Below are 26792 nucleotides of genomic sequence, written 5' to 3'. Positions count from 1 at the left end.
CGTGCGCCTCGCTACCTGGAACGTCAACTCGATCCGCACGCGGGTCGACCGTGTGCTCGCCTTTCTCGACCGGTCGCAGACCGACGTCCTGGCGATCCAGGAGACCAAGTGCCGCGACGACCAGTTCCCCACCGCGGCGTTCGAGGCCGCCGGGTACGAGGTGGCGCACTTCGGGCTGTCGCAGTGGAACGGCGTGGCCATCGTGTCGCGCGTCGGCCTGGACGACGTCGCCACCCAGTTCCCGGGGCAGCCCGGCTTCGCGAAGGCGGTCGCCGACGACGGCCCCGACACCCTGCTCGACGTCGTCCCGCCGGTCGAGGCGCGGGCGATCGGCGCGACCTGCGGCGGCGTCCGCGTGTGGAGCCTGTACGTGCCGCACGGCCGGGCGCTCGACGACCCGCACTACGCCTACAAGCTGGCCTGGCTGGAGTCGCTCCGAGCCGCGGCCACGACCTGGGCGGACGCCGGCGACGCCGTCGCGCTCACGGGGGACTGGAACGTGATCCCGCTGGACACCGACGTCTACAACGCTGCCGACTTCGCCGGGAAGACCCACGTGTCCCCGCCCGAGCGGGCCGCGTTCGAGGCCTTCGGCGACGCCGGGTACACGGAGCTGACCCGCAAGTTCCTCCCCGAGGAGCACACCTACACCTACTGGGACTACCAGCAGCTCGCGTTCCCGCGGAACAAGGGGCTGCGGATCGACTTCTGCTGGGCCTCGCCCGCGCTCGCGGGACGGGCGGCCGGAGCCGTGATCGACCGCGACGAGCGCAAGGGGAAGGGCGCGTCGGACCACGTCCCGGTGATTGTCGACCTGACCGATTGATCCGTCCTGCGACGGCTGTGATGTGGGCAGGTTCCACTCCCGATGGGGAAATCCTCGGGTGAAGTTGTCCCCAAATCGAGTGCGGTCGAAACGGTTGCCGTTCCGGTAGCGGGGTCGTTACAGAATGTCGGTAAGTTAACCTGCATGACGTCGACGCCCGACCAGACCCCGGCCGCCACTGAAGTCGCCGAGATCCCCGTCTCGGATCCTGTAGCGAAGGCGTCCCCGGTCGAGTCGGAGCCGGATCGCGCGCCCGCCGGCCTCGGCGGCAAGGACGACGGCGAGGGCGACGCGGAGGCCGCGGAACCGTCCGGCGAGGCTCCTGAGACCGTTGGGCCCGAGGACGCAGCGCCCGAGCCCGCGGCGGGCGTGGACGACGCCGTCGCCGGGGTGGACGCGGACGCGTCCGACGGCTCGACCGGTTCGGCCGCCGACGGCTCGACCGGTTCGCCCGCGGACGAGGCCACCGACGCCGCCGGCGCCTCCACGGCGGCGGACGACGAGCCGTCCGCCACGAGCCCGGCCGAGCCGGAGGCGGTCACCGAGCCGGCCGCCACGACCGAGCCCGCCGCAGGGCCGACCACCCCGAGCACCGTGCCGGAGCCCGAGGACGTGCCGCCCGCGGAACCCGCGCCCGAGCCGTCCCCCGCGGCGGCGGACCGGACGCGACGGTACGAGGCGCCCACCGAGGAGATCCGTGTGGTCCCGGCCGCCGCACGACCGGCCGCGCAGCCCGCGACCCCGGCGGCGGCATCCGCACCCGAGGCGGGGTCCGCACCCCAGGCGGCATCCGCACCCCAGGCGGGGTCCGCACCCGAGGCGACGCCGGAGCCCGAGGACGCGGAGCCCGAGGATGCGGCGGCGCCTGAGTCGACCCCCGACCCCCAGACCACTCCGGCCGAGGCCACGACGTCGGCCGACAGCGCCGACGACGCGAGCCCCGGCACGTCGAACGACCAGGCCGCCGACACCAAGCCGTCGACCGCCGCGCCGGTCGTCGACGAGACGTTCGACTTCAAGGCCCTCTCCTTCGCGGCGATCGCCGCCGCGCACAAGAAGGCGCTGGGGCCCCGTACGGTCGCGGCCGAGGACGAGGCGTCGGGCGACGACGCCTCGGCCCAGAGCCCCGACGCGCAGAGCCCCGACGCACCGTCCGACGGCTCCCCCGCGGACGCGCCGGCAGCGCCGGCCGCGACCGCCCCCGCGGCCCAGAACGCCGAGCGGGCGAAGGAAGGCACGCCGGCCGAGCCGGCCCCGGCGGAGGACGACCCGGACGCCGAGGAGTCACCGACGAGCACCCCGGCGACGGAGGACGACTTCGCCGCCGCCTCGGAGCTCTTCGCCTCCCCCGCGACCCGCACCCCGCCGGCCACCACGCCGCCCAGCCCGTTCCCGACGCCCGCGGCGCCGCAGCAGCACCCGCAGGGCGGGTCGCCGCAGGAGCCGTCGGCCCCGCAGCAGCCGCCGTCGCCGTTCCCGGTGACGCCCGGGGGTTCGCCGCACTCGTTCCCGGCCGTCCACGACTACGCGCCCGAGGCCTCCTACGCGGGCTGGCGCCCGCCCACCGAGGCCGACGAGGCCGCGAAGCGGCGGCGGTACGCCCTGATCGCCGGGGCGACGCTGGCCGTGGTGGCAGTCGTGGCGGTGATCGCCCTCATCGTGAACATGGTCGGCCGGCAGCAGTGGGAGCCCATAGAGGCGATGATCGCGGAGCCCCAGGAGGTGCACCCGCTGCAGCTCGTGCTCGGCTCCTGCGTGGAGAGCGTCCCGCCGGACGGCGAGATCTCGGAGGTGCTGGCGGTCCCGTGCGACGCCTCGCACACCGCCCAGGTGGTGGGCCGCACCGACTTCGCCGACGCCGCCGTCTGGCCCGGCCGGGACGCCGTCGACACGCGTATCGCGCAGGTCTGCGGCACCAAGCAGCTCGGCCCGAACGCGCGCACGAGCCCGGTCGCGGACTCGGTGAGCTACGTCGTCTGGGGCCCCAGCGAGGACTCGTGGGCCGACGGCGACCGGGTCGGCCTGTGCCTGGCGACCACCGCGGAGCCGATCACGCAGGATCTGCTGCAGTAGCGGTCGACGCCGTCGGCACCCGGCCGTCGCCGCCGTCCAGCAGGGTGCGGCCGAGCGGGGTCAGCGCGTGGAGCACGGTGTTGCGCTCGCGCCCGCTGGAGACGAGCCCGGCGTTGCGCAGCACGGTGGCGTGCTCCGAGGCCGACGCCGGGGAGATCGCCAGGCGCTGCGCGAGCTCGCTCGTGGTCGCACCGGTGCCGAGGGCGCGGAGCACCGCGGCCCGGGTGCGCCCGAGCAACGCGGTGAGCTGCCGGCCGCCGTCGGCCTGCGCCTCGGGCCGCGTGCCGGTCCACACCTGCTCGTGGGTGATGGGGTAGATCAGCAGCGGTGGGAGCTCGGGGTCGGCCAGCGAGATCGGGGCCCGGTGGCAGAAGTACGACGGGACGATGAGCAGGCCGCGGCCCGCCAGGTGCACGTCCCGCTCGGCGGCGGTCGTCACGGAGAGCACGGGGTGCTCCCACCGGATCGCGGGGTGCAGGGTGCGCAGCGCGTGCTCGGTGCCGCCCTCCACCCAGGCCCGGGTGCGCGCCGTGCGGTCGACGTCGACCGCGGTGAGGATGCCGCTCCAGTACGGCCCGACCGCCTGCTCGTGGTACGAGCGCATCGCGACGCCGAGCCCACGCACGGCGGGCGCCGCCCCGTCGGCGAGGTCCCGCATCCACAGGTGCGGCCTGCGGCCGTGCGCGAGCCGGGAGATGTCGCGCCGGAGCTGGTCGCGCGGCGTGGACAGCACCGCGTCGAGCCCGGTCTCGAACGCGTCGGCGCCGGGCAGGAGCAGGTCCGCGCCGGTGGCGGGCGTGAGGAAGTCCGGCGAGTACCCCCGCGGCGGCGCCAGGCGCAGCAGCATCCGCGCAGCGGGCGGCAGGCCGGACAGCACGCGCTCGCGCCAGGGGTCGAACGGCGTCGTCCCGCCGCGCTGGTTCACCACGTGGGCGCTGAGCAGCGTCTCCCACATGGGGTCCGGACCCGGGGCGATCCGGACCCGGGCCAGGTCGTCCGAAGTGAAGTGGAACCGCAGCACCGGGCCTCCTCGACCGTCTGCCTCTCGTGGTGGCTCCCGCCGGCTCGCCCCCCGCGCGCCCTGGACCGTGCCGGGCCGTGCGCGGCCGGCCGCGCACGGATTCACCCCGCACATACAGAGGGACGTGCGGGATTTCCGGTTCTGGGCGATCGGGGGGCCACCTTCACAACACCGTCACATCCGGTGGTGCCGGCCCGCCGTAGGCGGCCCCCCGTTCGGGCTACGCGGTGAGCACCCGCCGTTCGAGGGCCAGCCCCTCGCCGTCGGCGCGGTCCACGACCACCGTGTCGCCGTCGGACACCTCGCCCGCGAGCAGCAGCCGCGCCAGGCGGTCGCCGATCTCGCGCTGCACGAGGCGGCGCAGCGGCCGGGCGCCGTAGGCCGGGTCGAAGCCCTCCAGGGCGAGCCACTCGCGGGCCGCCGCGGTCACCTCCAGCGTGATGCGGCGGTCGCCGAGCCGCTTCGCGAAGGCCGCAACCTGCAGGTCGACGATGCGGCCGAGCTCGTCGAGCGAGAGCGCGTCGAAGATCACCACGTCGTCGAGCCGGTTGAGGAACTCCGGCTTGAACGCCGCGCGGACGGCGGTCATCACGGACTCCCGCCGCTCCTCGTCCGACAGCATCGGCTCCACGAGGAACTGCGAGCCGAGGTTCGAGGTCAGCACCAGGATGGTGTTGCGGAAGTCCACGGTGCGGCCCTGGCCGTCGGTCAGGCGGCCGTCGTCGAGCACCTGGAGCAGGATGTCGAAGACCTCGGGGTGCGCCTTCTCCACCTCGTCCAGCAGCACCACCGAGTAGGGCCTGCGCCGCACGGCCTCGGTGAGCTGACCGCCCTCCTCGTACCCGACGTAGCCCGGAGGGGCGCCGACGAGCCGGGCCACGGAGTGCTTCTCCCCGTACTCCGACATGTCGATGCGCACCATGGCGCGCTCGTCGTCGAACAGGAAGTCCGCCAGCGACTTGGCGAGCTCCGTCTTGCCGACGCCCGTCGGGCCGAGGAACAGGAACGACCCGGTGGGCCGGTCGGGGTCGGAGACGCCGGCGCGGGTGCGCCGCACGGCGTCGGACACCGCGGCGACCGCGGCCCGCTGGCCGATCAGACGCTGCCCGAGCACGTCCTCCATGTGCAGGAGCTTCTCGGACTCGCCCTGGAGCAGCCGCCCGGCGGGAATGCCGGTCCACGCCGCGACCACCTCGGCGATCTCGTCGGCGCCGACCTTGTCGGCGATCATCGGCTGGTCCGGGGACGGCAGCGCCTCGACCTCGGACTCCTCCTCCTCGGCGGCCGCGAGCTCCTTCTCGACGACGGGGATCTCGCCGTACTGGATGCGTGCCGCACCCTCCAGGTCGCCCTCGCGGAGCTTGCGCTCGGCGTCGGTGCGCAGCTCGTCCAGGCGTGCGCGCAGGTCACCCACGCGGTTGTGCCCGGCCTTCTCGGACTCCCAGCGCGCGGTCAGGGCGGCCAGGGCCTCCCGGCGGTCGGCCAGGTCGGCCCGCAGGCGCTGGAGCCGGTCCTTGGAGCCGGCGTCCTCCGACTCGGAGAGCACGACCTCCTCCATCTCGAGGCGCGTGACGGCGCGCTGCAGCTCGTCGATCTCGATCGGCGAGGAGTCGAGCTCCATGCGCAGGCGGGACGCGGCCTCGTCGACCAGGTCGATCGCCTTGTCGGGAAGCTGCCGGCCGGAGATGTACCGGTCGGAGAGCGACGCGGCGGCCACGAGCGCCGAGTCGGCGATCGTGACCTTGTGGTGCGCCTCGTAGCGCTCCTTGAGCCCGCGCAGGATCGCCACGGTGTCCTCCACCGAGGGCTCGCCCACGAAGACCTGCTGGAACCGGCGCTCCAGCGCCGGGTCCTTCTCGATGTGCTCGCGGTACTCGTCGAGCGTGGTGGCGCCGACCATGCGGAGCTCGCCGCGGGCCAGCATGGGCTTGAGCATGTTGCCGGCGTCCATCGCGCCGTCGCCGCCGGCACCCGCGCCGACCACGGTGTGCAGCTCGTCGATGAAGGTGACCACCTCGCCGTCCGACGCCGTGATCTCCTCCAGGACGGCCTTGAGGCGCTCCTCGAACTCGCCGCGGTACTTGGCGCCGGCCACCATCGAGGCCAGGTCGAGGGCGATCAGGCGCTTGCCCTTGAGAGACTCGGGCACGTCGCCGGCGACCACGCGCTGGGCCAGGCCCTCGACGACGGCGGTCTTGCCGACACCGGGTTCACCGATGAGCACGGGGTTGTTCTTGGTGCGGCGGCTCAGCACCTGGATCACGCGGCGGATCTCCGCGTCGCGGCCGATCACCGGGTCCAGCTTGCCGTCGCGCGCCTGCTGCGTGAGGTCGGTGCCGTACTGCTCCAGCGCCTTGTAGGTGCCCTCCGGGTTGGGGCTCGTGACACGGCCGGAACCACGGACGGCGGGCAGGGCCGCGCGCAGCGCGTCGGCGGTCGCCCCGGCATCGGACAGGATCTGCGCCGCGGACGACTGCCCGGCGGCGAGCGCGATGAGCAGGTGCTCCGTGGAGACGTACTCGTCGCCCAGCCCCTGGGCCTCCTTGCCCGCCAGGTCGAGCACCGTCGCCAGGGCGCGGCTCGCGCTCGGCTGGGCCGTGCTGGACCCGCTGGCCTGGGGCAGCGCGACAAGGGCGGCGCGCACCTGCTGGCCGATGGCCTGCGCGTTCGCCCCGACCGCGTCGAGCAGTCCGACGGCCACACCGCGCTCCTGCGTGAGCAGCGAGGCGAGCAGGTGGACCGGCTCGAGCTGCGGGTTGCCGGCGGCCGACGCCGACTGGATGGCGTCGCCGATCGCCTGCTGCGACATGGTCGTGAACTTGGTGTCCATGAAGCCTCCCGGGGCTGGTGAAAGTGGGCTCAGTTCTACCCAGGTGAAACCGTCTCAAAGTTGAGCCTATTCCACTCAACTTGATAATCACTGTAGCGCGCCTCACCCACACTCGTACGGTGGCGGCATGAGCACCCAGGTCATCGTCCTCAACGGCGGGTCCAGCTCGGGAAAGTCCGCGATCGCCCGCGACCTCCAGGCCGTGCTGCCCGAGCCCTGGCTCTCGCTCAGCATCGACACCCTGGTCGACGCGATGCCCGCACGGCTGACGGCCGGCGGCGACGGGATCGGGTTCGCCGACGACGGGGGCGTCGCCGTCGGCCAGGACTTCATGGCGCTGCAGGACGCCTGGATCGCCGGGCTGGTCGCCATGGCACGGGCCGGCGCGCACCTCGTGGTCGACGACGTGTTCCTCGGCGGCGCCCGGTCCCAGCGCCGCTGGCTCGACGCGCTGGGCGACGTACCGACGCTCTGGGTGGGCGTGCGGTGCGACCCCGCGGTCGCCGCACGGCGCGAGGCCGCCCGCGGCGACCGGGTCACGGGCATGGCCGCGCAGCAGGCCGACGTCGTCCACCGGGGCGTCCGGTACGACCTGGAGGTCGACACCACGGGCACCGGGTCGCTGGACTGTGCGCGGACCATCGCCGCACACCTGAGATCATCACGGGGTGACCGAGCAGACTGACGACTCCCTGACCCCACCCCGCGCCGTCCTCGTGGGGATCGTCGGCGGGTCCTTCTCGGGGCTGTTCGGCCTGGGCGGCGGCATCGTGATGGTGCCGCTCCTGACCTCGCTCGGCGGCCTCACGCAGCGCCGGGCCAGCGCCTACTCGCTCGCGGCGATCCTGCCGGCGGCGATCGTCGGCTCCATCCCGTACCTGACCCACCAGGCGGTCGACCTGATCTCGGCCGCGCTGCTCGTGGTCGGCTCCGTGGTCGGCGCGGCCTACGGCGCGCGGCTGCTCGCGCGCGTACCGGAGACCCTGCTGCGCTGGCTGTTCGTCGGCGTGCTCGTCGCGGGCATCGTGCGCTCCCTGCTCGACGCGTTCGCCGACCCGCCGTCGGTCAGCACGGCGCAGGGGATCCCCAGCCTGCTCGACGGCGCGGGCATGGTCGGGCTCGGCCTCGTCATGGGCATCGCGTCGGGCCTGCTCGGCATCGGCGGCGGCCAGATCGCGGTGCCGGGGCTGTCCGCGCTGTTCGACTTCGCCCCCGCGCTCGCCAAGGGCACGTCGCTGGTCGCGATGATCCCCACCGCCGTCTCCGGCACATGGGTCAACGCGCGCAACGGCCTGGTGCACCTCAAGACGGCGGCCATCATCGGCCTGGTCGCGTCGGTGTTCTCGTTCGGCGGCGCGAGCCTGTCGGTGGTGCTGCCCGACAGCGTCGCCTCGATCGCCTTCGCCGCGCTCCTGGTGTTCGCCCTGGTCCAGCAGATCCGCAAGGCGCTGGAGAAGCGCTAGCTGCGTGGTCGGTAGTTCGGGCGGTCGGCAGAAGGTCAGGTGATCGGTAGTTCGAGCTGCCGACCACCTGACCTTCTGCCGACCACCCGAAACTGCCGATCACTCACGCGGCAGCCGGCCCGGCCAGCCCCGCCAGCACCGCCGCGCACTCCGCGGCGACGGCGCGGGCGATGTCCGGCACCGTGTCGTCGTCGTGCTCCGGCACCACGCGCTGCACCGCGCCCTCGGCGAGCAGGTCCACCGCCCGGATGTGTTGCGCCTCGGCCAGCTCGGCCGCGTGCGTGGTGTCCCCGTGCACGATGACGCTCGCGCCCTCGGGCGGCAGCGGCGACAGCCAGGCGTGCTCCGCCGCGATGACCGCCTGCGCGGGCAACAGCGCGAGCGCCCCGCCGCCGCAGCCCTGGCCGAGGATCACGGACAGCGTCGGCACGGTCATCCGGGTCAGCGCCGCCATGCAGCGCGCGATCTCGCCGGCGAGCGCGCCCTCCTCGGCGGCCTGCGAGAGCTCGGCCCCGGGGGTGTCGATCACGGCGACGAGGGGCAGCCGCAGCTCCTCGGCCAGCCCCATCGCGCGCCGGGCCACGCGCAGCGCGGCCGGGCCCATGGGGGTGCTCTCGGTCTGCCGGCTGCGGTCCTGGCCGACGACCAGGCACGGCCGGCCGTCGAGCCGCGTGAGCGCGACCAGCATCGACTCGTCCCGCTCGCCCTCGTCCGTGCCGGAGAGCCGTACGGTCCCCGAGGCCCCGTGGCGCAGCAGGTCGCGCACGCCCACGCGGCCCGCGGCGCGGGTGCGCAGCACGGAGTCCCAGGCGGACGTCGTCCCGGACGGCTCACCCGTCCGGCGCGGCAGCGTGGCCGGCGACGGCGGGTCGACCAGCACCGCGAGCGCCCGCTCGACCAGCGCGGGCAGGCTCTCGGGCGTGACGACGCCGTCGAGCACGCCCTTGGCGGCGAGGTTCTCGGCGGACTGCACGCCGTCGGGCAGCGCCTTGCCGGTCAGCGCCTCGACCACGCGCGGGCCGAGGAACCCGATGAGGGCACCCGGCTCGGCGACGGTGAGGTGGGCGAGCGAGCCCCAGGACGCGTAGACGCCGCCGGTCGTGGGATGCCGCAGGTAGACGAGGTAGGGCAGGCCGGCGTCGCGGTGCGCCATGACGGCGCGCGAGATCTCGACCATCCGGAGGAACGCGGGCGTGCCCTCCTGCATCCGCGTACCGCCCGACGCCGTCGTGGCCAGGACGGGCAGGCGCTCCGCCGTCGCGCGCCGGACGGCTGCGGTGATGCGTCGCGCGGCGGCCCGGCCGATGGATCCGCCGAGGAACCGGAACTCGTTGACGACGACCACCACGGGCCGCCCGCGCACCCGCCCCCGGCCGGTGAGCACGGACTCGTCGGTGCCGGCCTTCTCGGCCGCGGCGGCCAGCACGGCGCGGTACTCCGCCGGGTGGCCGGAGGTGTCGACCGGCTCGTCCCAGGACTCGAAGCTGTCGGCGTCGAGCACCAGGTCGAGCAGCTCGCGCGCCGTCCAGCGGCGGGTCACGGACCGGTCTCCGGCCCGCGCCCGCCCGGCGCGTCGAGCCACGCCCGGATACGGGCGGCGTGCTCGTCCAGCACGGGCGGCGCGCGGTGCTCGCGGCGCGTGACCTCGGCGCCGTCGGCGTCGAAGAACCGCAGCGGCGGGCCGGGCAGGGTGAGCCGGCCGAGGCTCGTGTGCTCGACGTCGACGAGCAGCCCCTGGCTCGCCGTCTGCTCCCAGGTGTACACCTCGTCGAGCGTACGCACCCGGCCCGCCGGGACCCCGGCGTCGGAGAGCTTGGTCAGCAGGGCGTCGGCGTCGTAGGGCTCGAACGCGTCCTCGACCAGCTTGATCACCTGGTCGCGGCGGGCCACCCGCCCGGAGTTGTCCCGCAGGCCCTCGGCGTCGGCGTCGAGCCCGAACGCGAGGCAGAACCGCTGCCACAGCGCCTCGGACCCGACGGCGATCTGGACGGCGCCGTCACGGCAGCGGAACAGGCCGTACGGCGCGATGGAAGGGTGGTGGTTGCCCTGCGCGCGCCCCACCTCCCCGGCGACCGTCCACCGCGTGCCCTGGAAGGCGTGCACCCCGGTGACGGCGGCCAGCAGCGACGTGCGCACCACCTGGCCGACGCCGGTGCGGTGCCGCTCGTGCAGTGCCGCCAGCACGCCGTACGCACCGTAGATCCCGGCGAGCAGGTCGCCGATCGGCACGCCCACGCGCTGCGGGTCGTCCGGGCCGGAGCCCGTCAGGGACATGAGGCCGGCCTCGCCCTGGGCGATCTGGTCGTACCCGGCCCGGCCGCCCTCGGGCCCGTCGTGCCCGAACCCGGTGATCGAGAGCACCACCAGGCGCGGGTTGCGCTCCAGCAGGGTCTCGACGCCGAGGCCGAGCCGGTCCAGGACGCCGGGCCGGAAGTTCTCCACGAGAACGTCGGCGCGGTCGACGAGGTCGAGCAGGGTCGTCCGGTCGGCGTCGGCCTTGAGGTCGAGCGCGATGGACTCCTTGTTGCGGTTCGCGGAGAGGAAGTACGTCGACTCGCGCGCGTCCTCCGCACCGACGAACGGCGGGCCCCAGCCGCGCGTGTCGTCGCCCCGCTCGGGCACCTCCACCTTGACGACACGCGCGCCCAGGTCGCCGAGCATCATGGTGGCGTGCGGCCCGGCCAGGGCGCGGGAGAGGTCGACGACGACGACGTCGGTCAGGGGTCCGGTCATGGTGCTCACGTGCTCACCAGCCCGGCAGGACGAGGATGGCCCAGACCAGCAGCGGGCCCACGAGGGTGACGATGACGGCGTAGCCGAGGATCTGCTTGTAGTAGGCCTGCTCGGAGATCGTGTCCGGACGGTTGGCGAGCATCAGGGCTCCGTTCGTGGAGAAGGGGCTGACGTCGACGATGGTCGACGAGACGGCCAGGGCGGCGGCCATCGCCCAGGGGCTCACGCCCCCGGCCGCGATGAGCGGTACGGCGATCGGGATGATCACCGGCAGCAGCGCCGTCGACGACGCGAAGGCCGAGACGATCCCGCCCACGTAGCAGAGGACGAGCGCGCCGACGGCCGCGACGCCGAGGCCCGCGGCCCAGGTGCCGATGTACTCGGGCGCGCCGGACGCGGTGAGGATGGCGGCGTAGGTGCTCACGCCCGCGACCAGCAGCACGGTGGGCCAGGCGATCTGCTTGACGGCGTCCTTGTGCTGGTGCGGGGAGAGCATGGCCAGCGCGACGGCGGCGGTGATGGAGACGAAACCGATGTTCTGGTCGAACGCGAGCGCCGTCGTGGCGACGGCGGCGAAGGCGACGAGGGTCAGCACGTGGTCGCGGCGCACGCCGAGCCCGCGCGTGGTGGTCGAGATGCCCGCGCCCTGGCCGCTGACGGTGACGGAGGTACCGCCCGCGTGCAGGTCGTCGACGAGGTGCCCGGAGGCGTCGGCGGGGTCGACCCGCTCGTTCACGAGCTGGCGGCCGCCGAGCGCGAGGAACAGGACCACGGCCATCGCGGTGTTGATCGCGAGCGAGGCGACGAAGACGCCCATCTCGGTGCCCTCGTAGCCGACGTCGGCCATGACCGAGTTGGTGATGGTGCCGTAGATGCTGATCGGGGAGAACCCGCCGCCCTGGGCGCCGTGCACCACGAACATGCCCATCATGAGCGGGTTGATCTTGTAGCGGCGGGCGAACCCGAGCGCGACCGGGCCGATGATGGCGCAGGCCGCGGGGCTGGCGGCGCCGATCGCGGTGAGCAGCGCGGTCACGGCGAACATGACCCAGGGGATGAGCGCCACCCGGCCGCCGACGGCGCGGACGGCCTGGGACACGATGAGATCGACGGTCCCGTTGTTCTTGGCGATCGAGAACAGGTACGTGACGCCGATGAGCGTCAGGACGAGATCGGCGCTGATCCCGCCCAGCACCTCCTTCTCGTCCATGTTCAGGGCGAAGACGCCGACAAACCACGCCGCGACATAGGCGAGCGCGCCCATGTTGATCGGCAGGACTGTCCCGGCGACGAACAACGCGACGAGCGCGATGATCGCGATCCACTCAGGACCCATGAGAACTCCTCTGTCTCCATCGCGGCGGTCACCGTTGACCGACGAGGCACGATGGATCAGTGGCCTAGCCAATAGGCCAGTGTCCTTTCTGTCAAGTATCCTCAGGGTTGTGACCCCGAAGGCTTCCGCCGAACTGCCGACCCCGCTGGCCCGCACCCGCCTCTACGAGCAGGTCGCGGAGCAGATCACCACGTGGATCAGCCAGAACGGGCTGAAAGCCGGCGACCGGCTGCCCCCGGAGCGGGAGCTCGCCGCCCGGCTCGGCGTCAGCCGCGCGACCCTCAGCCAGGCGCTCGTGGCGCTCGAGGTGGTGGGCGTCGTGGTGGTGCGGCACGGCGACGGCACCGTGCTGACCGGCAAGCACAGCGAGAGCCGCATCGTCGAGGCCATCCGCGCGCACGCCGACCGCATGCCCGAGATCATCGACATCCGGGACGCGCTGGAGACCAAGATCGCCGCCCTGGCCGCGCGGCGCCGCACCGAGGACGACCTCGTCGCCATCGACGCCTCCCTGGACGCCATGGCGGCGTCCATCGAGCACGGGGACCGGGGGGTGGACGCCGACGAGCAGTTCCACGCGGCGGTGACCGCCGCGGCGCACTCCGACCTGCTGGCCCGGACGATGCGGGAGATCGCCAGCCTGATCCGCGAGAGCCGCATCGAGTCGCTCTCGCAGCCGGGCCGGCCGCGCAACTCCCTGACCGGGCACCGGGCCATCGCGGACGCCATCCGCGCGCAGGACCCGGAGGGCGCCGCCGCCGCCATGCACGCGCACGTCGAGATGGTCAGCGACGTGGCCCTGCTGCGGGAGGACGAGCGGTGACCGGCTGGGAGCACCTCGCCGTCCTCGGTGCGGGATTCGGCGCGGGCGTGCTGTCCACCACCGTCGGCGTCGCCTCGCTGCTGAGCTTCCCCGTGCTCCTGGCCGTGGGCCTGCCGCCCGTGGTCGCGAACGCGTCGAACACCGTGGGCCTGGTGCCCGCCGGGCTGAGCGGGTCGTTCGGCTACCGCCAGGAGCTGCGGGAGCACCCGCGCGTCGCGGTGATCGTGCTGGTCACCTGCGCCGTCGGGTCCGTGGGTGGGGCCGTGCTGCTGCTCGCGCTCCCGCCGGGCGTGTTCGAGGCGATCGTGCCCTGGCTCATCCTGACCTCCTGCCTGCTGGTGGGCGTGCAGCCCTGGATCAGTCGGTGGCTGCGGCGCACCCGCGACGAGCCGACCCGGCTGCGGCACGGCATGTCGCCGGCGACGGTCGTGTTCTCGGTGCTGACCGGCGTGTACGGGGGCTACTTCGGCGCCGGGGCCGGCGTCATGATGGCGGCGGTGCTGGGGCTCGGGACCGACCTCGCGGTGCGCAACATCAACGCGCTGCGCACGGTGGCGCTGCTCGCCGCGAACCTGGTCGCCACGGTCATCTTCGTGGTCGTCGCCGACCTGGACTGGCTCGCGATCGGGCTGCTGGCCGCGGGCTCCGTGGTGGGTGGGTACGTGGGCGCGCGCCTCGGCCGCAGGATGCCGCCGAGCGTGTTCCGGGTGCTCGTGGTGATCGCCGGCGTCGTGACCGCCGTCGTCATGCTCTTCTGACTCTCTTCCAGATCTCTTCGGCTCGGGCCCGAGCCGCACACCGCGGTTCCGCACCGGGCCGAGCTCTGACGTCTGTGCACACTTTTTGTGCATGACTCTTGTGCATAGAAGGTGTGCACGCCTACTGTGCACGTATGACCGCTCCCCAGGACGACTTTCGCCTCACCCCCGAGGCCGTCAAGGTGCTCGCCCACCCGCTCCGGTCACGCCTGCTGGGCGCCCTGCGGCGCGGCGGGCCCGCGACGGCCACCACGCTCGCGAACGCGCTGAGCACCAACACCGGCGCCACCAGCTACCACCTGCGCAAGCTGGAGTCGGTCGGCCTGGTCGCGGACACCGGTGACGGCGCCGGCAAGCAGCGCCTGTGGCGCGCCGCCACCAGCTCGCACAGCTGGGAGCGCTCGGAGCTGGCCCGCGACGAGGACGCCGCCACCGCGCTCGGCTGGCTGGAGCGGGACTACCTGCGCCTGTTCACCACCGACTTCGGGCACTGGCTCGACGTCGCGGAGGCCTGGCCCACCGACTGGCAGGACGCCACCGGCCAGGGCGACGCCTGGGTGACCGTGAACCCCGAGCAGCTCCAGGCGCTCCGCCGCGACATCGACGCGGTGCTGGAGCGCTACCGCGACGCCGAGCCCGCCCCGGACGCCCGGCGCGTGCAGTTCTGGCAGGCTGCGTTCCCCTTGGAGCCGGACGACGTCCCGGGCATCGGTGTGCCCGAGGCCGGACCCGACGCCGCGCCCGAGCCCGGCACCACGCCCGACGGCGCCGCCGGGACGGACCGGTCATGACCCCCCTGACCCCGCGCCGCGCCCGGCAGGTCTTCCTGCTGCTGACCCTGACCCGCTGGTTCCCCGTCGGGCTGGTCGTCACGGTCACCACGCTGCTGCCGATCGAGCGCGGGCTGTCGGTGCCGCAGGCGCTCACGGCACTGTCCGTCGCCGGCTTCGTCGTCTTCGCGCTGGAGCTGCCGACGGCGGGCCTGGCCGACTCGCTCGGCCGGCGGCCGATGCTCGTCGCGGCCGCCGTGCTGCAGGTGGCGGCCGCCGCCCTGTTCCTCACCGCGCAGTCCTTCTGGGCCTTCGCCCTCGCCGCCGCGGTCACCGGCATGTTCCGGGCGCTCGACTCCGGCCCGCTGGAGGCCTGGTTCGTCGACACGGTGCACGCCACCGAGCCGGGGGCCGACGTCGACCGCCCGCTCGCCGCGCAGGGCACGGTGATGGGGGTGGTCATCGCCGCGGGGGCCCTGGTCTCCGGCGCCCTCGTCTGGTGGCACCCGCTGGGCGCGTGGTCCGCGCTCGTGCTGCCCTACGCGGTCTACGGGGTGCTCGCGATCGTGCACCTGGTCGCCGTCGTCGTCCTGGTCCGGGAGACGCCGCGCGGCGCGGCGCACCCGCCCGAGGCGGACACCGCGGCCGACGCGGGGGCGGGCGACGCCGCCGCGGACGGCCCCGGGGCGACGCCGGCCCTGCCGGCAGCGCCGTCGTCGGGCCCACCGGGCAGGCCGGGCCTGGCCGCGCGGGTGCTGGACTCCGCGCGGCAGGCGCCCGGGGTGGTCCGCGACGGCCTGCGCCTCGCGCGGGACAACCGCGTGCTGCGCTGGTTGCTGGTCGTCGAGGTGTTCTGGAGCGTGGGGATGGTGATCTTCGAGACGTTCCAGCCTATCCGGCTCTCCGAGCTCCTGGGCGGCACGCAGGCCGGGGCCGCGGTCTCCGGGCCGGCCGCGGCCGCCGGCTGGGCGGTCTTCGCGGGCGGGGCGGCCCTGACGGGCCTGGCCACGCCCCGGCTCGGCGTGGCCCGGACGGCGATCGTCGCGCGGCTGCTCAACGGGCTGGGGACGGTGTGGATGGGGCTCGCGCTCGGCCCGGTCGGGCTGATCGCCGCGTATCTCGTGACCTACGGGCTGCACGGCGCGTGCGGGCCCGCCTACCAGGCGCTGCTGCACCGTGAGGCCGAGTCCCGGAACCGCACCACGGTGCTCTCGATGGCGTCCATGGTCGGGTTCGCCGCCTACTCGCTCGGCGCCCCCGCCCTCGGCTGGACGGCGGGCCTGCTGTCCACCCAGGCGGCCATGATCATCGGCGGGGTGTTCAGCACGCTGGGCGCCCTCTGCTTCCTGCCCGCGCTGCGCCGGGAGCGCATGTTGTCTGGCCGCGCGCCACGCATGTCGGGCACACTGGCCGGGTGAACGACTGGACCGAGGACGTGCTGGGTGCGGGCTTCGACGCGCGGACGCTCCACCTCCCGGGCGGCGCCGAGGCCACCCTGGTCCGCTACGCGCCCGACGACGGGCCGGGGGTCGGGCGCCCGCCCGTGCTCTACGTCCACGGGTTCACCGACTACTTCTTCCAGCGGCACCTCGCCGAGGCCGTCGCCGGGCGCGGCTACCCGTTCTACGCCGTCGACCTGCGCGGCCACGGGCGGTCCATGGACGCGTGGACGGCGGCGGGCCGCGACGCCAACATGGTCAACCGTCTGGAGCTCTACGCGCAGGACCTCGACGCGGCCGCCGGCGTGATCGCCGAGGACGGCCACACCGGGCTGGTGCTCCTGGGGCACTCGACGGGCGGGCTCATCACCTCGATGTACGCGAACGCGCGGCCCGACCGGGTGACCGCCCTGGTGCTGAACAGCCCCTGGCTCGACCTCAAGGGGAGCTGGTCCGACCGCACCCTGGTCACGCAGGCCGTCTACGTGCTCGGCCGGGTCTCGCCCCGGCTCGTCGTGTCCCGGCTGGGCGAGGGCTACGGTCGGGCCCTGCACGTCACCAACGGCGGCGAGTGGGAGTACGACCTGCGCTGGAAGCCGTACGCGGGGTTCCCGGTGCGGGCCGGCTGGCTGGCGGCGATCCGCCGCGGGCACCGCGCCGTCGGCCGCGGGCTGTCCGTGCAGTGCCCGGTGCTCGTGTGCACCAGCGGCCGGACGGGGTCCGACGCCGGGGACATCGCGGAGCAGCTCGGCACGGACGTGGTGCTCGACGTCGCGCACATGCACGCGCGTGCGCCGCGACTGGGGACGTCCGTAGAGATCGCGGTGATCGAGGGCGGCGCCCACGACCTCGCGCTGTCCCCGAAGCCGGCCCGGGAGAAGTACCTGACCACGGTGCTGGACTGGCTGGACGCCACGGTCTGACGCTGCCGGACACCGCGTCCAGACGCGCGAAACGCACATTCGGCATGAAACTGTGACCGATCCCTGGCGTGCCGGGCTGTCCTCGTCGGGTCCGGCTCCGCCAGGCTTCCGCCCATGGAAGAGACGTGGGTACGTCATGCGTTGCGGCGTCTGCCCGACACCGTGTCCTGTCCGGCCTGCGGCGCGGCCCTCCGCGACACCGTCTGCGGGACCTGCGCGCTCGACCTCGGCGGCCGGCGCGGGATCGAGGTGCACGAGGCCTCGCTCACCGTCGAGCGGGCCATCCGGGAACGACAGCGGATCCTCGACGAGATGCGCGCAGAGCAGCCCGCGGCGGCCGCGTACGCCCGGCGAGCGGCCGCCGGGTCGGCCCCGGCCGGCGCCGGCCAGGTCGGCTCGGGTGTTGCGCGTCCGACGACAGGCTCGACCGCCCCGGTGTCGGCCGGAACGGCGGACGCGTCCGGGGCGCCCGGCGCGCCGCGCACGACGCCCGCAGGTGCGGTCCCGGCGGCCGGGTCGGACGCCTCGGCCGGACAGGGCGCCGCGGGCGGCACCGCCCCGTCGTCCGGCACCGTCGCCGGTCCCGCGCGGCGGCGCAGCACCGTGGCCCTCCAGCCGATCCTCGCCGGGGTCGGCGCCGCGCTGGTGGCCGTCTCCGCTGTGGTCTTCGTGTTCTTCACGCTCGCCGACCAGCTCGTGCTGCGCACCGTGGCGACGCTCGCGGTCACGGTCGCCTCCGTGGTGGCGGCGGCGCTGATGCGCCGGGCCGGGCTGCGCTCGTCGGCGGAGGCCGTGGCGACCCTGGCCGTCGCGCTGGGCTGGGTGTGCGCGGAGCTCGGGCTGGAGGCGGGGCTGCTCGGCGGCGTCGCGCCCTTCCTCGCGCGCGCGGCCCTGCTCGCGCTGCTCGCTCCCGCGCTCGTGCTCCTCGGCAGCCGGCTGCGGGTGCGGTCCTGGGTCGCCGCCGGGGCCGTCGCGGCACCGCTGGTCCCGGTGCTGCTCGCGACAGGCCTCACCGACGTCGGCCTGCCCCGGTGGGTCTGGATCCTCGCCCTGGTCGCGGCGGGCCTCGTGGCGCATGCCGCGACCGGCGTCCTGCTCCGGGCGGGTGAACGGCTCGGCGGCACCCTCCGGTGGGAGTCGCGGGTGCTGGGCGTGGTCCGCACCGTCGCGCTGCCCGCGGCCCTGCTCACGACGTTCACGCTGCCCGACGTCGGCATGCTGCCCTTCGCCGTCTGGTGGGCGGCCGTCGCGGTCGGCGCCGTCACCGTCGGGCACGCCCTGCGGGTGCGCGCCTGGGTCACGACCGGCCTGGTCGCGGCGCCCTTCGCGGCGTTCCCGGCGGCGCTCGCCCTCTCGGACGACGACGGCACGCTGCCGTGGGCCGTCTGCGCGGGCGCGCTGCTCCTCGCGCTGGCCACGCTGGCGGGGCCGCCGGCCGCCCGGGTCACGGGGCCGCGCGTCGGGTCGACGCTGCGGGTCGAGCTCCGGCTGCTGGAGGTGGCTCAGGCACTGGGCGTGGCGCTGGCCGTCGGCACCGCGTTCCTGGTACCGCCGGACGAAGCGCTCGCCGGCCTCCCCGGGAACGCCGAGGCGGCCGCCGTGCTGGCGGCCACCGCCGTCGTCGCCGCCGTGCTGCGGCGCGGCACGCACCGCCGCTGGTGGACCTTCGCCGCCGGGTCGCTCGGCGCGGTCGCCGCCCTGTTCCTCACGGAGTGGGACGACATCGAGTTCCTGTGGGTGCTGCCCGCGGCGGCCGGCCTCGCGTGGGCGGTGCTCGCGGTGACGCTGACCGCGCTGGTCGCCGTCCGCGCGCGGGGGCTCGTCCCCGCCGCCCGCACGCGTGCCGACCTGCTGCTCGCGGCCTGGCTCGTCGCGGTGCTCTCGGCCGTCCCGGCCGTGTGGCTGTCCGCGCTGCGCGTGCTGGAGGTGGTGACGGGTCCCCTCGGCGCCGCCCCGGCGCGGACGCCGGGCGACGCCCCGCTCGGCGGTCCGTTCCTGCCGGCGGATGTCCGCGGGCTGAGCGTGCTCGGCATGCTCGTGCTGGCCGCCCTGGTGCTGGCCGCGTCCCGGCTCGGCGTCGCTGCGGGTGCGGCGGGGCGTCCGCCCGCGCCCCTGGTGCTGACCGCCCGCGGCCTCGCGCCGTGGGCGACGGCGGGCCTCGGCCTCGCCGCCGCGGTGCACGCCCGGCTGGCCGCGACGACGTCGCTCGCGCTGCTGGCGGTCCTCGCGGCCGTGCTGCTGGCGGCGACGGCCGAGCCGGCGAGCTCCTGGCGCGGGCTGCGCACCGCCGTCACCGCCGTACGGGCCGCGGCCGACGGCCTGCGCCGGGCGACGCGGTTCACGGTGCGGCTCGGGGGCTCCGCGATGGGCTCGCAGGAGGGCGCGGCCTGGCGCCCGGCCGCGCTGACCGCGGCCTGCGCCGCCCTCGTGCTGCTGACGGTCGGCTCGTGGCAGAGCCGGCCCACGGTGCTGCTCGCCGCCGTCGTCGTCGTGCCGCTGACGCTGGCCGCGCGCGCGGCCCTGCCGCGCGTCACGCACCCCGCCCTGGTCGGCGGCGCGTACGCGTACGCGCTGGTGGTGGGCGGCGTCTGGCTGGGCTGGCTCGGGTTCGGCTGGGTCGCCGCCGTGTGCACCGTGTCGGCCGCGGCGTCGCTGACGGCGGTCGCGGTGACCGTCTACACGCGCGTGGGCCGCGCCGAGTGGTCCGCGGTGCTCGGCGTGACGGCCGTGCCGTTCGCGCTCGGGGTGTACACCGTGGTGCTCGACCGCACGTGGTGGTCCGCCGGGGCGGCCGCCGCGATGCTGCTCCTGGAGCTCGTGCTGCTGCTCACCCGGCGGGCCGGGCTCGCGCCCGCCGTCCGGGTCCTGGCCGCGGGCCTGGTGCTGCCCACCACCGCGGTGGCGATCGTGAGCGCGGGCGCCATGATGCTCCCGCTCAGCGGCTCGCCCGTGCTGCTGCCCGTGATCGCGGCGGCGGTCGCCGTCGTCGCGGGCGGGGCGCCGCGCGTGGCGGGCTTCCTCGCCCGCCGGGTGCCGGACGCCGGCGGCGTCGGCGCGCTGGTGCGCGGGGTGCTCGAGCTGAGCGCGGTGGTCACCGGCGCGATCACGATCGGCCTGGCCTACGGCCGCCCCGCCGCCGGGCCCGACGTCGCGGTGGCGGTGCTGCTGCTCCTCGCCGTCGGCGCCGGGGTCGTGGCGCGCGAGCCCGACCGCACCCGCGCCTGGTGGGCCGCCGGTGCCCTCGCGACGGCGGCGGCGTGGACCGCGCTGGCCGACGGTGGCGTGCGGCTCGTCGAGGCCTACACCCTCCCGCCCGCCGTCGGCGCCGTGCTCGTCGGGGCGCTGCTCGCCCGGCGGGCCGGCACGCACGGGTGGCGGCTCGTCGCCGCCGGCCTCGTGCTCGCGCTGGTGCCGAGCGACCTGACGCTGGCCCTCGGCACGAGGCCGGGGGACCCGCGCGCCTGGGTCCTGCTGGTGACCGGCCTGGTCCTGACGCTCGCGATCCGCGCGCTCCGGAGGTGGCCGATCGTGTCCCCCGGGTGGGCCGCACGGGCCCGGACCCTGCTGGCGGGCGCCGTGCTGCTCGCGGGCGCGGGCCTGACCGTCGAGTCCTTGCAGGTGGCGGGATCCACGGTCGGTGACCCGGGCGTCCGGTTCGCGACGGGGCTGGGCTGGGCCCTCGCGGCGGGTGCGCTCGCCCTCGTGGCCGTCGGCGGTGCCCGGACGGGCGTGTCGTCGGCCCGCCTGCTGCGCGCGCTCGACACCGCGGGCCGCGTCCCCGCGCTGCTGTTCCTCACGGTGGGGGCGGTGGCCAACACCGAGCCGCACTGGGGCGCCATCAGCACGCTCTGGGCGCTGGAGGTCGCGCTGCTCGTGCTCCTCGTGGTCGTCGCGCGGCGGCTGCTGCGTGGCCACACCACGGGTGTCCCGTCCTGGGCCGTCTGGATGGCCGCCCTGGCGGCGGGCATCGCGGCCTGGGTGCCGCGGGAGCTGCGGGTCGAGGTGTTCTCCGTGCCGCTCGGCGTGGGCCTCGTCGTGGCCGGCTGCTTCGCGCTCGGCGAGTGGGAGGCGCGCACCAAGGTGGGCGGACCCGACTCCGCCCGGGTGCCGGAGCGCACCCTGGTGGGCTGGCCCGTGGGCTGGACGGGCTCGTGGGCCCTGCTGGGGCCCGGGATCCTGGCGCTGCTCGGGCCCTCGGTGCTCGCGACCTTCACCGACCCGCAGACGTGGCGGGCCGTGCTCGTCGTCGCCGTGGCCCTGACCGGGGTGCTGGTCGGGTCCCGCCGCGGGCTGGCGGCGCCGTTCCTGCTGGGGGTCTGGGTGCTGCCGATCGAGGTGCTGATCGTGTTCGTCAGCCAGCTCGGGACCGAGATCTCCGCGGTGCCGTGGATGCTCACGCTCGCGGCGGCCGGCGGGGTGCTGCTCATCATCGCCACCCTGGACGAGCGGCGGACCGAGGGGTACGGGGGCGCGGCGGCGTACCTCCGCGACCTGCGGTGAGCGGGACGCGTGTCCCGGGCGCCGGACGCGGCGGCCCGGGGCACCCCGCGCGTGGTGGGATGGCGGCATGCAGCACGACCTCCGTCTCGCCACCCACGGCGTCCGCCTCGAACCGCTGACCCGCGACCACGCGGCGGCCCTCGCCGCACTGGTCGACGCCCAGCTCTGGGCCGGCATGACCACCGCGCTCCCCGACACGACCGACGCGATGGAGGCGTACGTGGACGCCGCGGTCGCCGCCCCCGACCACCTCGCGTTCGCGGTGCTCGGGTCCGACGGCGCGGTGCGCGGGTCGACCCGGTTCTACGAGCTCAACCCCGGGCAGCGGCGTGTCGAGATCGGCTCGACGTTCTACGGCCGGGACTGGTGGGCGGGCGCGACCAACCCGGCGTGCAAGCTGATGCTGCTGGGGCACGCCTTCGAGGAGCTGGGGCTGCGCCGCGTGGCGCTGCGCTGCGACGCGCGCAACACGCGGTCCCGCGCGGCGATCCTCAAGCTCGGTGCGCAGGAGGAGGGCCGGCTGCGCGCGCACCGCGTGGCCCCCGACGGTTCCGAGGGCGACACCCTGTACTTCTCGATCCTGTCGCACGAGTGGCCCGGCGTCCGCGACGGCCTCGAGGCCCGTCTGGCGGCGCTCACTGCCGTGTCCGAATCCCGCTAGCCGCCGCGCCCGGACGGGGCGCAGGATGGTGGGCATGACCGACGTCGAGCTCCGCGATCCCGCGTTCACCGAGCGCTACCGCGCCATCGCCGCGCGTGACTCCCGCTTCGACGGGCAGTTCTACACCGCGGTCCGTACCACCGGGATCTACTGCCGGCCCTCGTGCCCGGCACGCACGCCGAAGGCCGAGAACGTCTCGTTCTACCTGACGTCCGCCGCCGCGCACGAGGCCGGCTACCGCGCCTGCAAGCGGTGCCTCCCCGAGGCCGCCCCGGGCACGCCCGCATGGGACCTGCGCCGCGACCTCACGGGCCGCGCCATGCGCCTGGTCGCCGACGGCGTGGTCGACCGCGAGGGCGTCTCCGGCCTGGCGCAGCGGCTCGGCTACTCCGAGCGACAGCTCCACCGGCTGCTGGTCGGCGAGCTGGGCGCCGGGCCGCTGGCTCTCGCCCGGGCGCAGCGCGCGCAGACGGCGCGCACCCTCCTGGTCGGCACCTCGCTACGCCTGGCCGACGTCGCGTTCGCCGCCGGGTTCGGCTCGATCCGGCAGTTCAACGACACCGTGGCCGAGGTCTTCGGCGCGACGCCGTCAGAGCTGCGCGCCCGGGCCCGGCGGCCGGGGCGGCCGGGCCGCGCCGGCGCGGGCGCCACCCGTGAGATCGGTCGGACGTCGCGAGCTCGGTCGGTTGACGGACCGATCTCGGGGCAACCGACCGATCTCGCGACAGCGGCCGGCGAACCTGTCCGGATCTCGCTCACGCTGCCCGTGCGCGAGCCGTTCGACGCGCGCGGCGTGCTGGAGTTCCTGGCCGTCCGGGCCGTCGAGGGGGTGGAGTCCGCGGACCTGGGCACCGGCGGCGCGGACGGCGGCGTCGGCGCGGACGGCGGCGTCGGCGCGGACGGCGGCGTCGGCGCGGACGGCGGCGGCGGCACCCCCGGCCCGGACGGGGCGGACGGAACGCCCTCCCCATCGAGCCCCGCACGACCCGCCGCGCACGTGCTCCGGTACGCCCGCACCGTCCTCCTGCCGCACGGACCGGGGGCGTTCGAGGTGCGGGTGCCCCGGCCCGGCAGCGGCCGCGTCGACCTGGACCTCGAGCTCGCCGACCTCGCGGACGCGCCGGTCGCCGTCGCGCGCGTGCGGCGGCTGCTCGACCTGGACGCCGACCCGGTCGCCGTCGACTCCTCGCTCGCGGCCGACCCCGTGCTCGCGCCGTCGGTCGAGGCCGTGCCGGGAATCCGGGTGCCGGGCACGCTGGACCCGGCCGAGCTGCTGGTCCGCGCGATCGTGGGCCAGCAGATCAGCGTGGCCGCGGCGCGCACGCACCTGTCGCGCCTGGCGAGGGGCGTGGGTACCCCGTACGTCTCGGCGTTCGAGGGACTCAGTCTGCTGTTCCCGACACCGCGCCAGATCGCCGGTCCCCCGGCCCCGCAGGACAACCCGCGCGGCCGGGCGGACGGCCCGGCGGGCAGCGGCCGCGCGGCCGGCGCCGGCGGCCCGCATGGCGACGGAGGCCCGACCGCCTTGGACGGTGCCGCCTACCTCCGGCTGCCCGCCCGGACGCTCGCGACCGTGCTCGGCGCGGCCCGCGACCTCGCGGACGGGACCCTCACCCTGAGCGTCGGCGACGACCCCGACGACCTGCGGCGTCGGCTCGTGGCCCGGCCGGGCATCGGCCCGTGGACGGCGGGGTACGTGGCGCTGCGCGTGCTCGGCGACCCGGACGTGCTGATGGACGGCGACGTCGCGCTGCTCGCCGGGGCCCGCAACCTCGGGCTGGTCTCCGCCGAGGAGTCCCGGCCCCACCAGTTCAAGGAGCTCGCCCTGCGCGGCGCGGCCTGGGCGCCCTGGCGCTCGTACGCCGCGATGCACCTCTGGCGCTCCGCCTGACGTGTCAGACCCACAGGTCACCCGGGTGACCTGTGCGGCTGACAGCTCGAACCCTCGGAAGGAACAACATGAAGACCACGACCCTGATCACCCCGGACGGCCCCTTCAGCGTCGTCGTCGCGGCGGTCGCCGCCGGCGACGGCGGCCCGGTTCGCGGCGTCGGCCTCTCCGCCGACGAGACACGCGAACAGGTGCTGGCCGCCGGCTGGACGGACGACGTCGACTCCCTCCTCGCCCTGGTCCACCCCACGCTGCGCCCGGGCGGCGACGTCCGGGACACCAACCCGACGGGGCTGCTCGCCGAGGCCGCGGACGCCGTCCGCGCCTACTACGACGGCGACCACGGGGCGCCCGGGCGCGTCCCGGTGCTCCAGGCGAGCGGGCCGTACCGCACGCACGCGTGGGACGTGCTGCGCGAGGTGAAGGCCGGCGAGCGGCTGACGTACAGCGAGTACGCGGCCCGGACCGGCCGGCCGGCCGCCGTCCGCGCGGCGGCCGGGGCGTGCGCCATGAACGCGGCCGCGCTGTTCGTCCCGTGCCACCGCATCCTGCGCACGGACGGCACGCTCGGCGGGTTCCGCTACGGGCTGCCGATCAAGGAGAGCCTGCTGGCCCGCGAGTCGCTCACAGCATGACCTTCGAGGCCCGGGTTTCTCCGCTTTGACCGACGTCAAAGCGGAGAAACCCGGGCCTCGAAGGGGACTACGGCGAAGAGGACTACGGCAACGTCAGCCCTTGACCGAACCCGCCAGCAGACCGCGCACGAAGTACCGCTGCAGCGACAGGAACACGATCAGCGGCACGATCATCGAGATGAACGCACCGGCCGACAGCAGGTGCCAGTCGCCACCACGCGAGCCCGCGAGCTCGGCGACCCGGACCGTGAGCGGGAACGTGTTGAGGTCACCCATGACGAGGGCGACCAGCAGGTCGTTCCACACCCACAGGAACTGGAAGATGGCGAACGCGGCCAGCGCCGGGGTGAGCAGCGGCAGCACCACCCGGAAGAAGACCTGCACGTGGCCGGCGCCGTCCATCCGCGCCGCCTCGACCAGGGACCTCGGGATCTCCTTCATGAAGTTGTGCAGCAGGAAGATCGCGAGCGGCAGCGCGAAGATCGAGTGCGACAACCAGATCGTCCAGAACGTGCCGTTGATGCCCAGGTCCACGTAGGCCGACAGCAGCGGCACCAGCGTGATCTGGATCGGCACGATCTGCAGGGCGAACACCGCGATGAACAGGAAGTCGGCGCCCTTGAAGTCGACCCACGCGAATCCGTACGCGGCCAGCAGCGCGAGGGTGATCGGGATGAACACCGCGGGCAGCGTGACCACGAACGAGTTGATGAAGAACACGGCCAGGTTGGTGGAGCCGTCGAACAGCGCGGCCTCGTAGTTGCGCAGCGAGAACACGCCCTCGCCGGCGAACGCCGAACCGAACACCGTCCACCAGCCGCTCTGGCGGATGTCCAGCTCCGGGCGGAACGACGTGATCAGCAGGCCGACCGTCGGGATGGTCCACAGGATGGCGATGACCACGGCGAGCGTGCTCGCCCACGGGTTGGAGAGCGCCTTGCGCGCCTTGCGGGCCCGGCCGCTGATGTCGGACTTCGCCCGGGGCACCTCGGGTGCCGCGTCGGCTGTCTTGACGGTGCTCATCGGACATCCTCCGAGAGGCGCTGCTGGCGCACGTTGTAGATGATCACCGGGATCACGATGACGAACAGCAGCACGGCCAGCGCCGCGCTCAGGCCCGCCTCGTTCTGCCGGAACCGCTGGTCGTAGAACTCCAGGGCCACGATCGAGGTGTTGAACTGGCCCGCCGTCATCGTTCTGACGATGTCGAAGGTCTTCAGCGTCGTCATCGCGATCGTGGTGAGCACGACCACCAGCGCGGGCCGGATGCTCGGGATGGTGATGCGCCAGAACATGCCGAAGCCGGAGACGCCGTCGAGCCGGGCCGCCTCGACGATGTCGTCGGGGATCGCCTTGATCGACGCCGACAGCAGCGTCATCGCGAAGCCCGCCTGGATCCAGATGAACACGACCATGATGAGGAACGTGTTCAGGGGCCGGCTGATGAGGAACTGCTGCGGCTCGCCGCCCAGCCAGACGATGAACTGGTTGAGCAGGCCGGTCTGGTTCACGCCCTCCGGCTTGAACTCGTAGACGAACTTCCAGATGATCGACGCGCCCACCATCGAGATGGCCATCGGCAGGAAGACCAGGCCCTTGGCCACCGCCTCGAAGCGGCTCTTGTCGACCAGGTAGGCATAGAGCAGGCCGAGGAACGTGGCCACGAGCGGGGCGACCAGCACCCAGAGCGCCGTGTTGCCCAGCACGATGAGGAACTTGGGCTCGGTGAAGGCCACCACGTAGTTGTCGAGACCGACGAACTCCGTGCTGTTGCGGTTCATGAACGAGTTGATGATCGTGCGGATCGCCGGGTACACGAGGCCGATCAGGAGCAGCAGCAGGGCCGCTCCCGTGAACCCGAAGCCGACGAACCAGCGCGTGGGGTTCCGTGGCCGGTCGACCACGAAGAGGATGATGCCCATCAGCACGACGAACAACACGATCGCGATGAGCATCAGCAAAAGTTTGTGCACGGGGTCGTCCCCGGCATACAGCAGCCAGTCCATGGCTATCTCCTGTCGCGTCCTGGTCCGGTCGTCCTTGACTCGTCCCGTCCCTCAGCCTAGGACGGCGGAGGCGTGGGACTCGAAGTCCCACGCCTCCGCGCGTC

20 protein-coding genes are annotated in these 26792 nt (G+C 74.6%); 13 read left to right on the top strand and 7 right to left on the bottom strand.

Translation table 11 applies throughout. The features are described from left to right. Position 1: 1 nt before the first annotated feature. Positions 2 to 826 (top strand): exodeoxyribonuclease III, encoded by an 825-nt coding sequence (locus tag ACH45N_RS02340; protein WP_397390777.1) that lies wholly within the window; start codon positions 2 to 4, stop codon positions 824 to 826. A 144-nt stretch (positions 827 to 970) separates the two neighbouring features. Beyond that, the gene (locus ACH45N_RS02335) at positions 971 to 2899 is read left to right on the top strand and encodes a septum formation family protein (protein ID WP_397390775.1); all 1929 of its coding nucleotides are present in this window, start codon (positions 971 to 973) and stop codon (positions 2897 to 2899) included. Here the strand turns inward: ACH45N_RS02335 and ACH45N_RS02330 are convergent. Together ACH45N_RS02330 and clpB are read right to left on the bottom strand one after the other, a co-directional pair. Next, positions 2877 to 3920: an ArsR/SmtB family transcription factor gene (locus tag ACH45N_RS02330; RefSeq protein ID WP_397390773.1), complete on the bottom strand. Its 1044-nt coding sequence runs from the start codon at positions 3918 to 3920 to the stop codon at positions 2877 to 2879. The genes ACH45N_RS02335 and ACH45N_RS02330 overlap by 23 nt on opposite strands. Positions 3921 to 4140: 220 nt before the next feature. After that, positions 4141 to 6750: an ATP-dependent chaperone ClpB gene (gene clpB / locus ACH45N_RS02325; protein ID WP_397390771.1), complete on the bottom strand. Its 2610-nt coding sequence runs from the start codon at positions 6748 to 6750 to the stop codon at positions 4141 to 4143. Between the two features lie 127 nt (positions 6751 to 6877). Between clpB and cpt the strand changes: the two genes are divergently transcribed. Beyond that, positions 6878 to 7435 carry a chloramphenicol phosphotransferase CPT gene (gene cpt / locus ACH45N_RS02320; protein ID WP_397390769.1) on the top strand — a complete coding sequence of 186 codons (558 nt, stop codon included), beginning with the start codon at positions 6878 to 6880 and terminating at the stop codon, positions 7433 to 7435. Next, positions 7419 to 8213, top strand: a complete 795-nt coding sequence (locus tag ACH45N_RS02315) for a sulfite exporter TauE/SafE family protein (protein WP_397390767.1) — start codon at positions 7419 to 7421, stop codon at positions 8211 to 8213. The genes cpt and ACH45N_RS02315 overlap by 17 nt, the downstream gene beginning before the upstream one ends. Positions 8214 to 8316: 103 nt before the next feature. Here ACH45N_RS02315 and ACH45N_RS02310 read toward each other — a convergent pair whose 3' ends face one another. From ACH45N_RS02310 to ACH45N_RS02300, 3 genes are read right to left on the bottom strand one after another with little or no spacing between them, the layout of a single operon-like run. Further along, positions 8317 to 9753, bottom strand: coding sequence for a carboxyl transferase domain-containing protein (locus ACH45N_RS02310; protein WP_397390765.1), 1437 nt, complete (start codon positions 9751 to 9753; stop codon positions 8317 to 8319). Further along, the gene (locus ACH45N_RS02305; protein WP_397390763.1) at positions 9750 to 10946 is read right to left on the bottom strand and encodes a CaiB/BaiF CoA transferase family protein; all 1197 of its coding nucleotides are present in this window, start codon (positions 10944 to 10946) and stop codon (positions 9750 to 9752) included. The genes ACH45N_RS02310 and ACH45N_RS02305 overlap by 4 nt, the downstream gene beginning before the upstream one ends. 13 nt (positions 10947 to 10959) lie before the next feature. Further along, positions 10960 to 12282 carry an SLC13 family permease gene (locus ACH45N_RS02300; protein ID WP_397390761.1) on the bottom strand — a complete coding sequence of 441 codons (1323 nt, stop codon included), beginning with the start codon at positions 12280 to 12282 and terminating at the stop codon, positions 10960 to 10962. 109 nt (positions 12283 to 12391) lie between these two features. Here ACH45N_RS02300 and ACH45N_RS02295 point away from each other — a divergent pair, with 109 nt between their 5' ends. From ACH45N_RS02295 to ACH45N_RS02255, 9 genes are all read left to right on the top strand, one after another. Further along, positions 12392 to 13105 carry a FadR/GntR family transcriptional regulator gene (locus ACH45N_RS02295; RefSeq protein ID WP_397390759.1) on the top strand — a complete coding sequence of 238 codons (714 nt, stop codon included), beginning with the start codon at positions 12392 to 12394 and terminating at the stop codon, positions 13103 to 13105. After that, positions 13102 to 13863, top strand: a complete 762-nt coding sequence (locus tag ACH45N_RS02290) for a sulfite exporter TauE/SafE family protein (RefSeq protein WP_397390757.1) — start codon at positions 13102 to 13104, stop codon at positions 13861 to 13863. The genes ACH45N_RS02295 and ACH45N_RS02290 overlap by 4 nt, the downstream gene beginning before the upstream one ends. 134 nt (positions 13864 to 13997) lie before the next feature. Next, positions 13998 to 14654, top strand: a complete 657-nt coding sequence (locus tag ACH45N_RS02285) for an ArsR/SmtB family transcription factor (RefSeq protein ID WP_397390755.1) — start codon at positions 13998 to 14000, stop codon at positions 14652 to 14654. After that, a complete protein-coding gene (locus tag ACH45N_RS02280; protein ID WP_397390753.1) occupies positions 14651 to 16051 on the top strand; it encodes an MFS transporter in 1401 nt (466 codons plus the stop codon). Before ACH45N_RS02285 ends, ACH45N_RS02280 begins: the two co-directional genes overlap by 4 nt. Beyond that, positions 16048 to 16995, top strand: coding sequence for an alpha/beta hydrolase (locus tag ACH45N_RS02275; protein WP_397390751.1), 948 nt, complete (start codon positions 16048 to 16050; stop codon positions 16993 to 16995). Before ACH45N_RS02280 ends, ACH45N_RS02275 begins: the two co-directional genes overlap by 4 nt. Before the next feature lie 114 nt (positions 16996 to 17109). Beyond that, positions 17110 to 21495, top strand: a complete 4386-nt coding sequence (locus ACH45N_RS02270) for an SCO7613 C-terminal domain-containing membrane protein (RefSeq protein ID WP_397390749.1) — start codon at positions 17110 to 17112, stop codon at positions 21493 to 21495. A 67-nt stretch (positions 21496 to 21562) separates the two neighbouring features. After that, entirely contained in the window at positions 21563 to 22156 is a 594-nt protein-coding gene (locus ACH45N_RS02265; protein WP_397390747.1) for a GNAT family N-acetyltransferase, read from the top strand. A 34-nt stretch (positions 22157 to 22190) separates the two neighbouring features. Then, complete coding sequence (locus ACH45N_RS02260; RefSeq protein ID WP_397390745.1) at positions 22191 to 24047, top strand: DNA-3-methyladenine glycosylase 2 family protein; 1857 nt, start codon at positions 22191 to 22193, stop codon at positions 24045 to 24047. A 68-nt stretch (positions 24048 to 24115) separates the two neighbouring features. Beyond that, positions 24116 to 24682, top strand: a complete 567-nt coding sequence (locus ACH45N_RS02255) for a methylated-DNA--[protein]-cysteine S-methyltransferase (RefSeq protein WP_397390743.1) — start codon at positions 24116 to 24118, stop codon at positions 24680 to 24682. Between the two features lie 93 nt (positions 24683 to 24775). Here the strand turns inward: ACH45N_RS02255 and ACH45N_RS02250 are convergent, their stop codons facing one another. Both ACH45N_RS02250 and ACH45N_RS02245 read right to left on the bottom strand, forming a co-directional pair. Beyond that, positions 24776 to 25705, bottom strand: a complete 930-nt coding sequence (locus tag ACH45N_RS02250) for a carbohydrate ABC transporter permease (RefSeq protein WP_377230318.1) — start codon at positions 25703 to 25705, stop codon at positions 24776 to 24778. Continuing rightward, positions 25702 to 26688, bottom strand: coding sequence for a carbohydrate ABC transporter permease (locus ACH45N_RS02245; protein WP_397390741.1), 987 nt, complete (start codon positions 26686 to 26688; stop codon positions 25702 to 25704). The genes ACH45N_RS02250 and ACH45N_RS02245 overlap by 4 nt, the downstream gene beginning before the upstream one ends. Positions 26689 to 26792: the final 104 nt, after the last annotated feature.

The organism is Promicromonospora sp. NPDC019610 (genome assembly GCF_044389365.1).
Taxonomy (GTDB): Bacteria; Actinomycetota; Actinomycetes; order Actinomycetales; family Cellulomonadaceae; genus Promicromonospora.
Note: the sequence above shows the minus strand (reverse complement) of the source record. Positions and strands in the feature narration are given on the sequence as shown.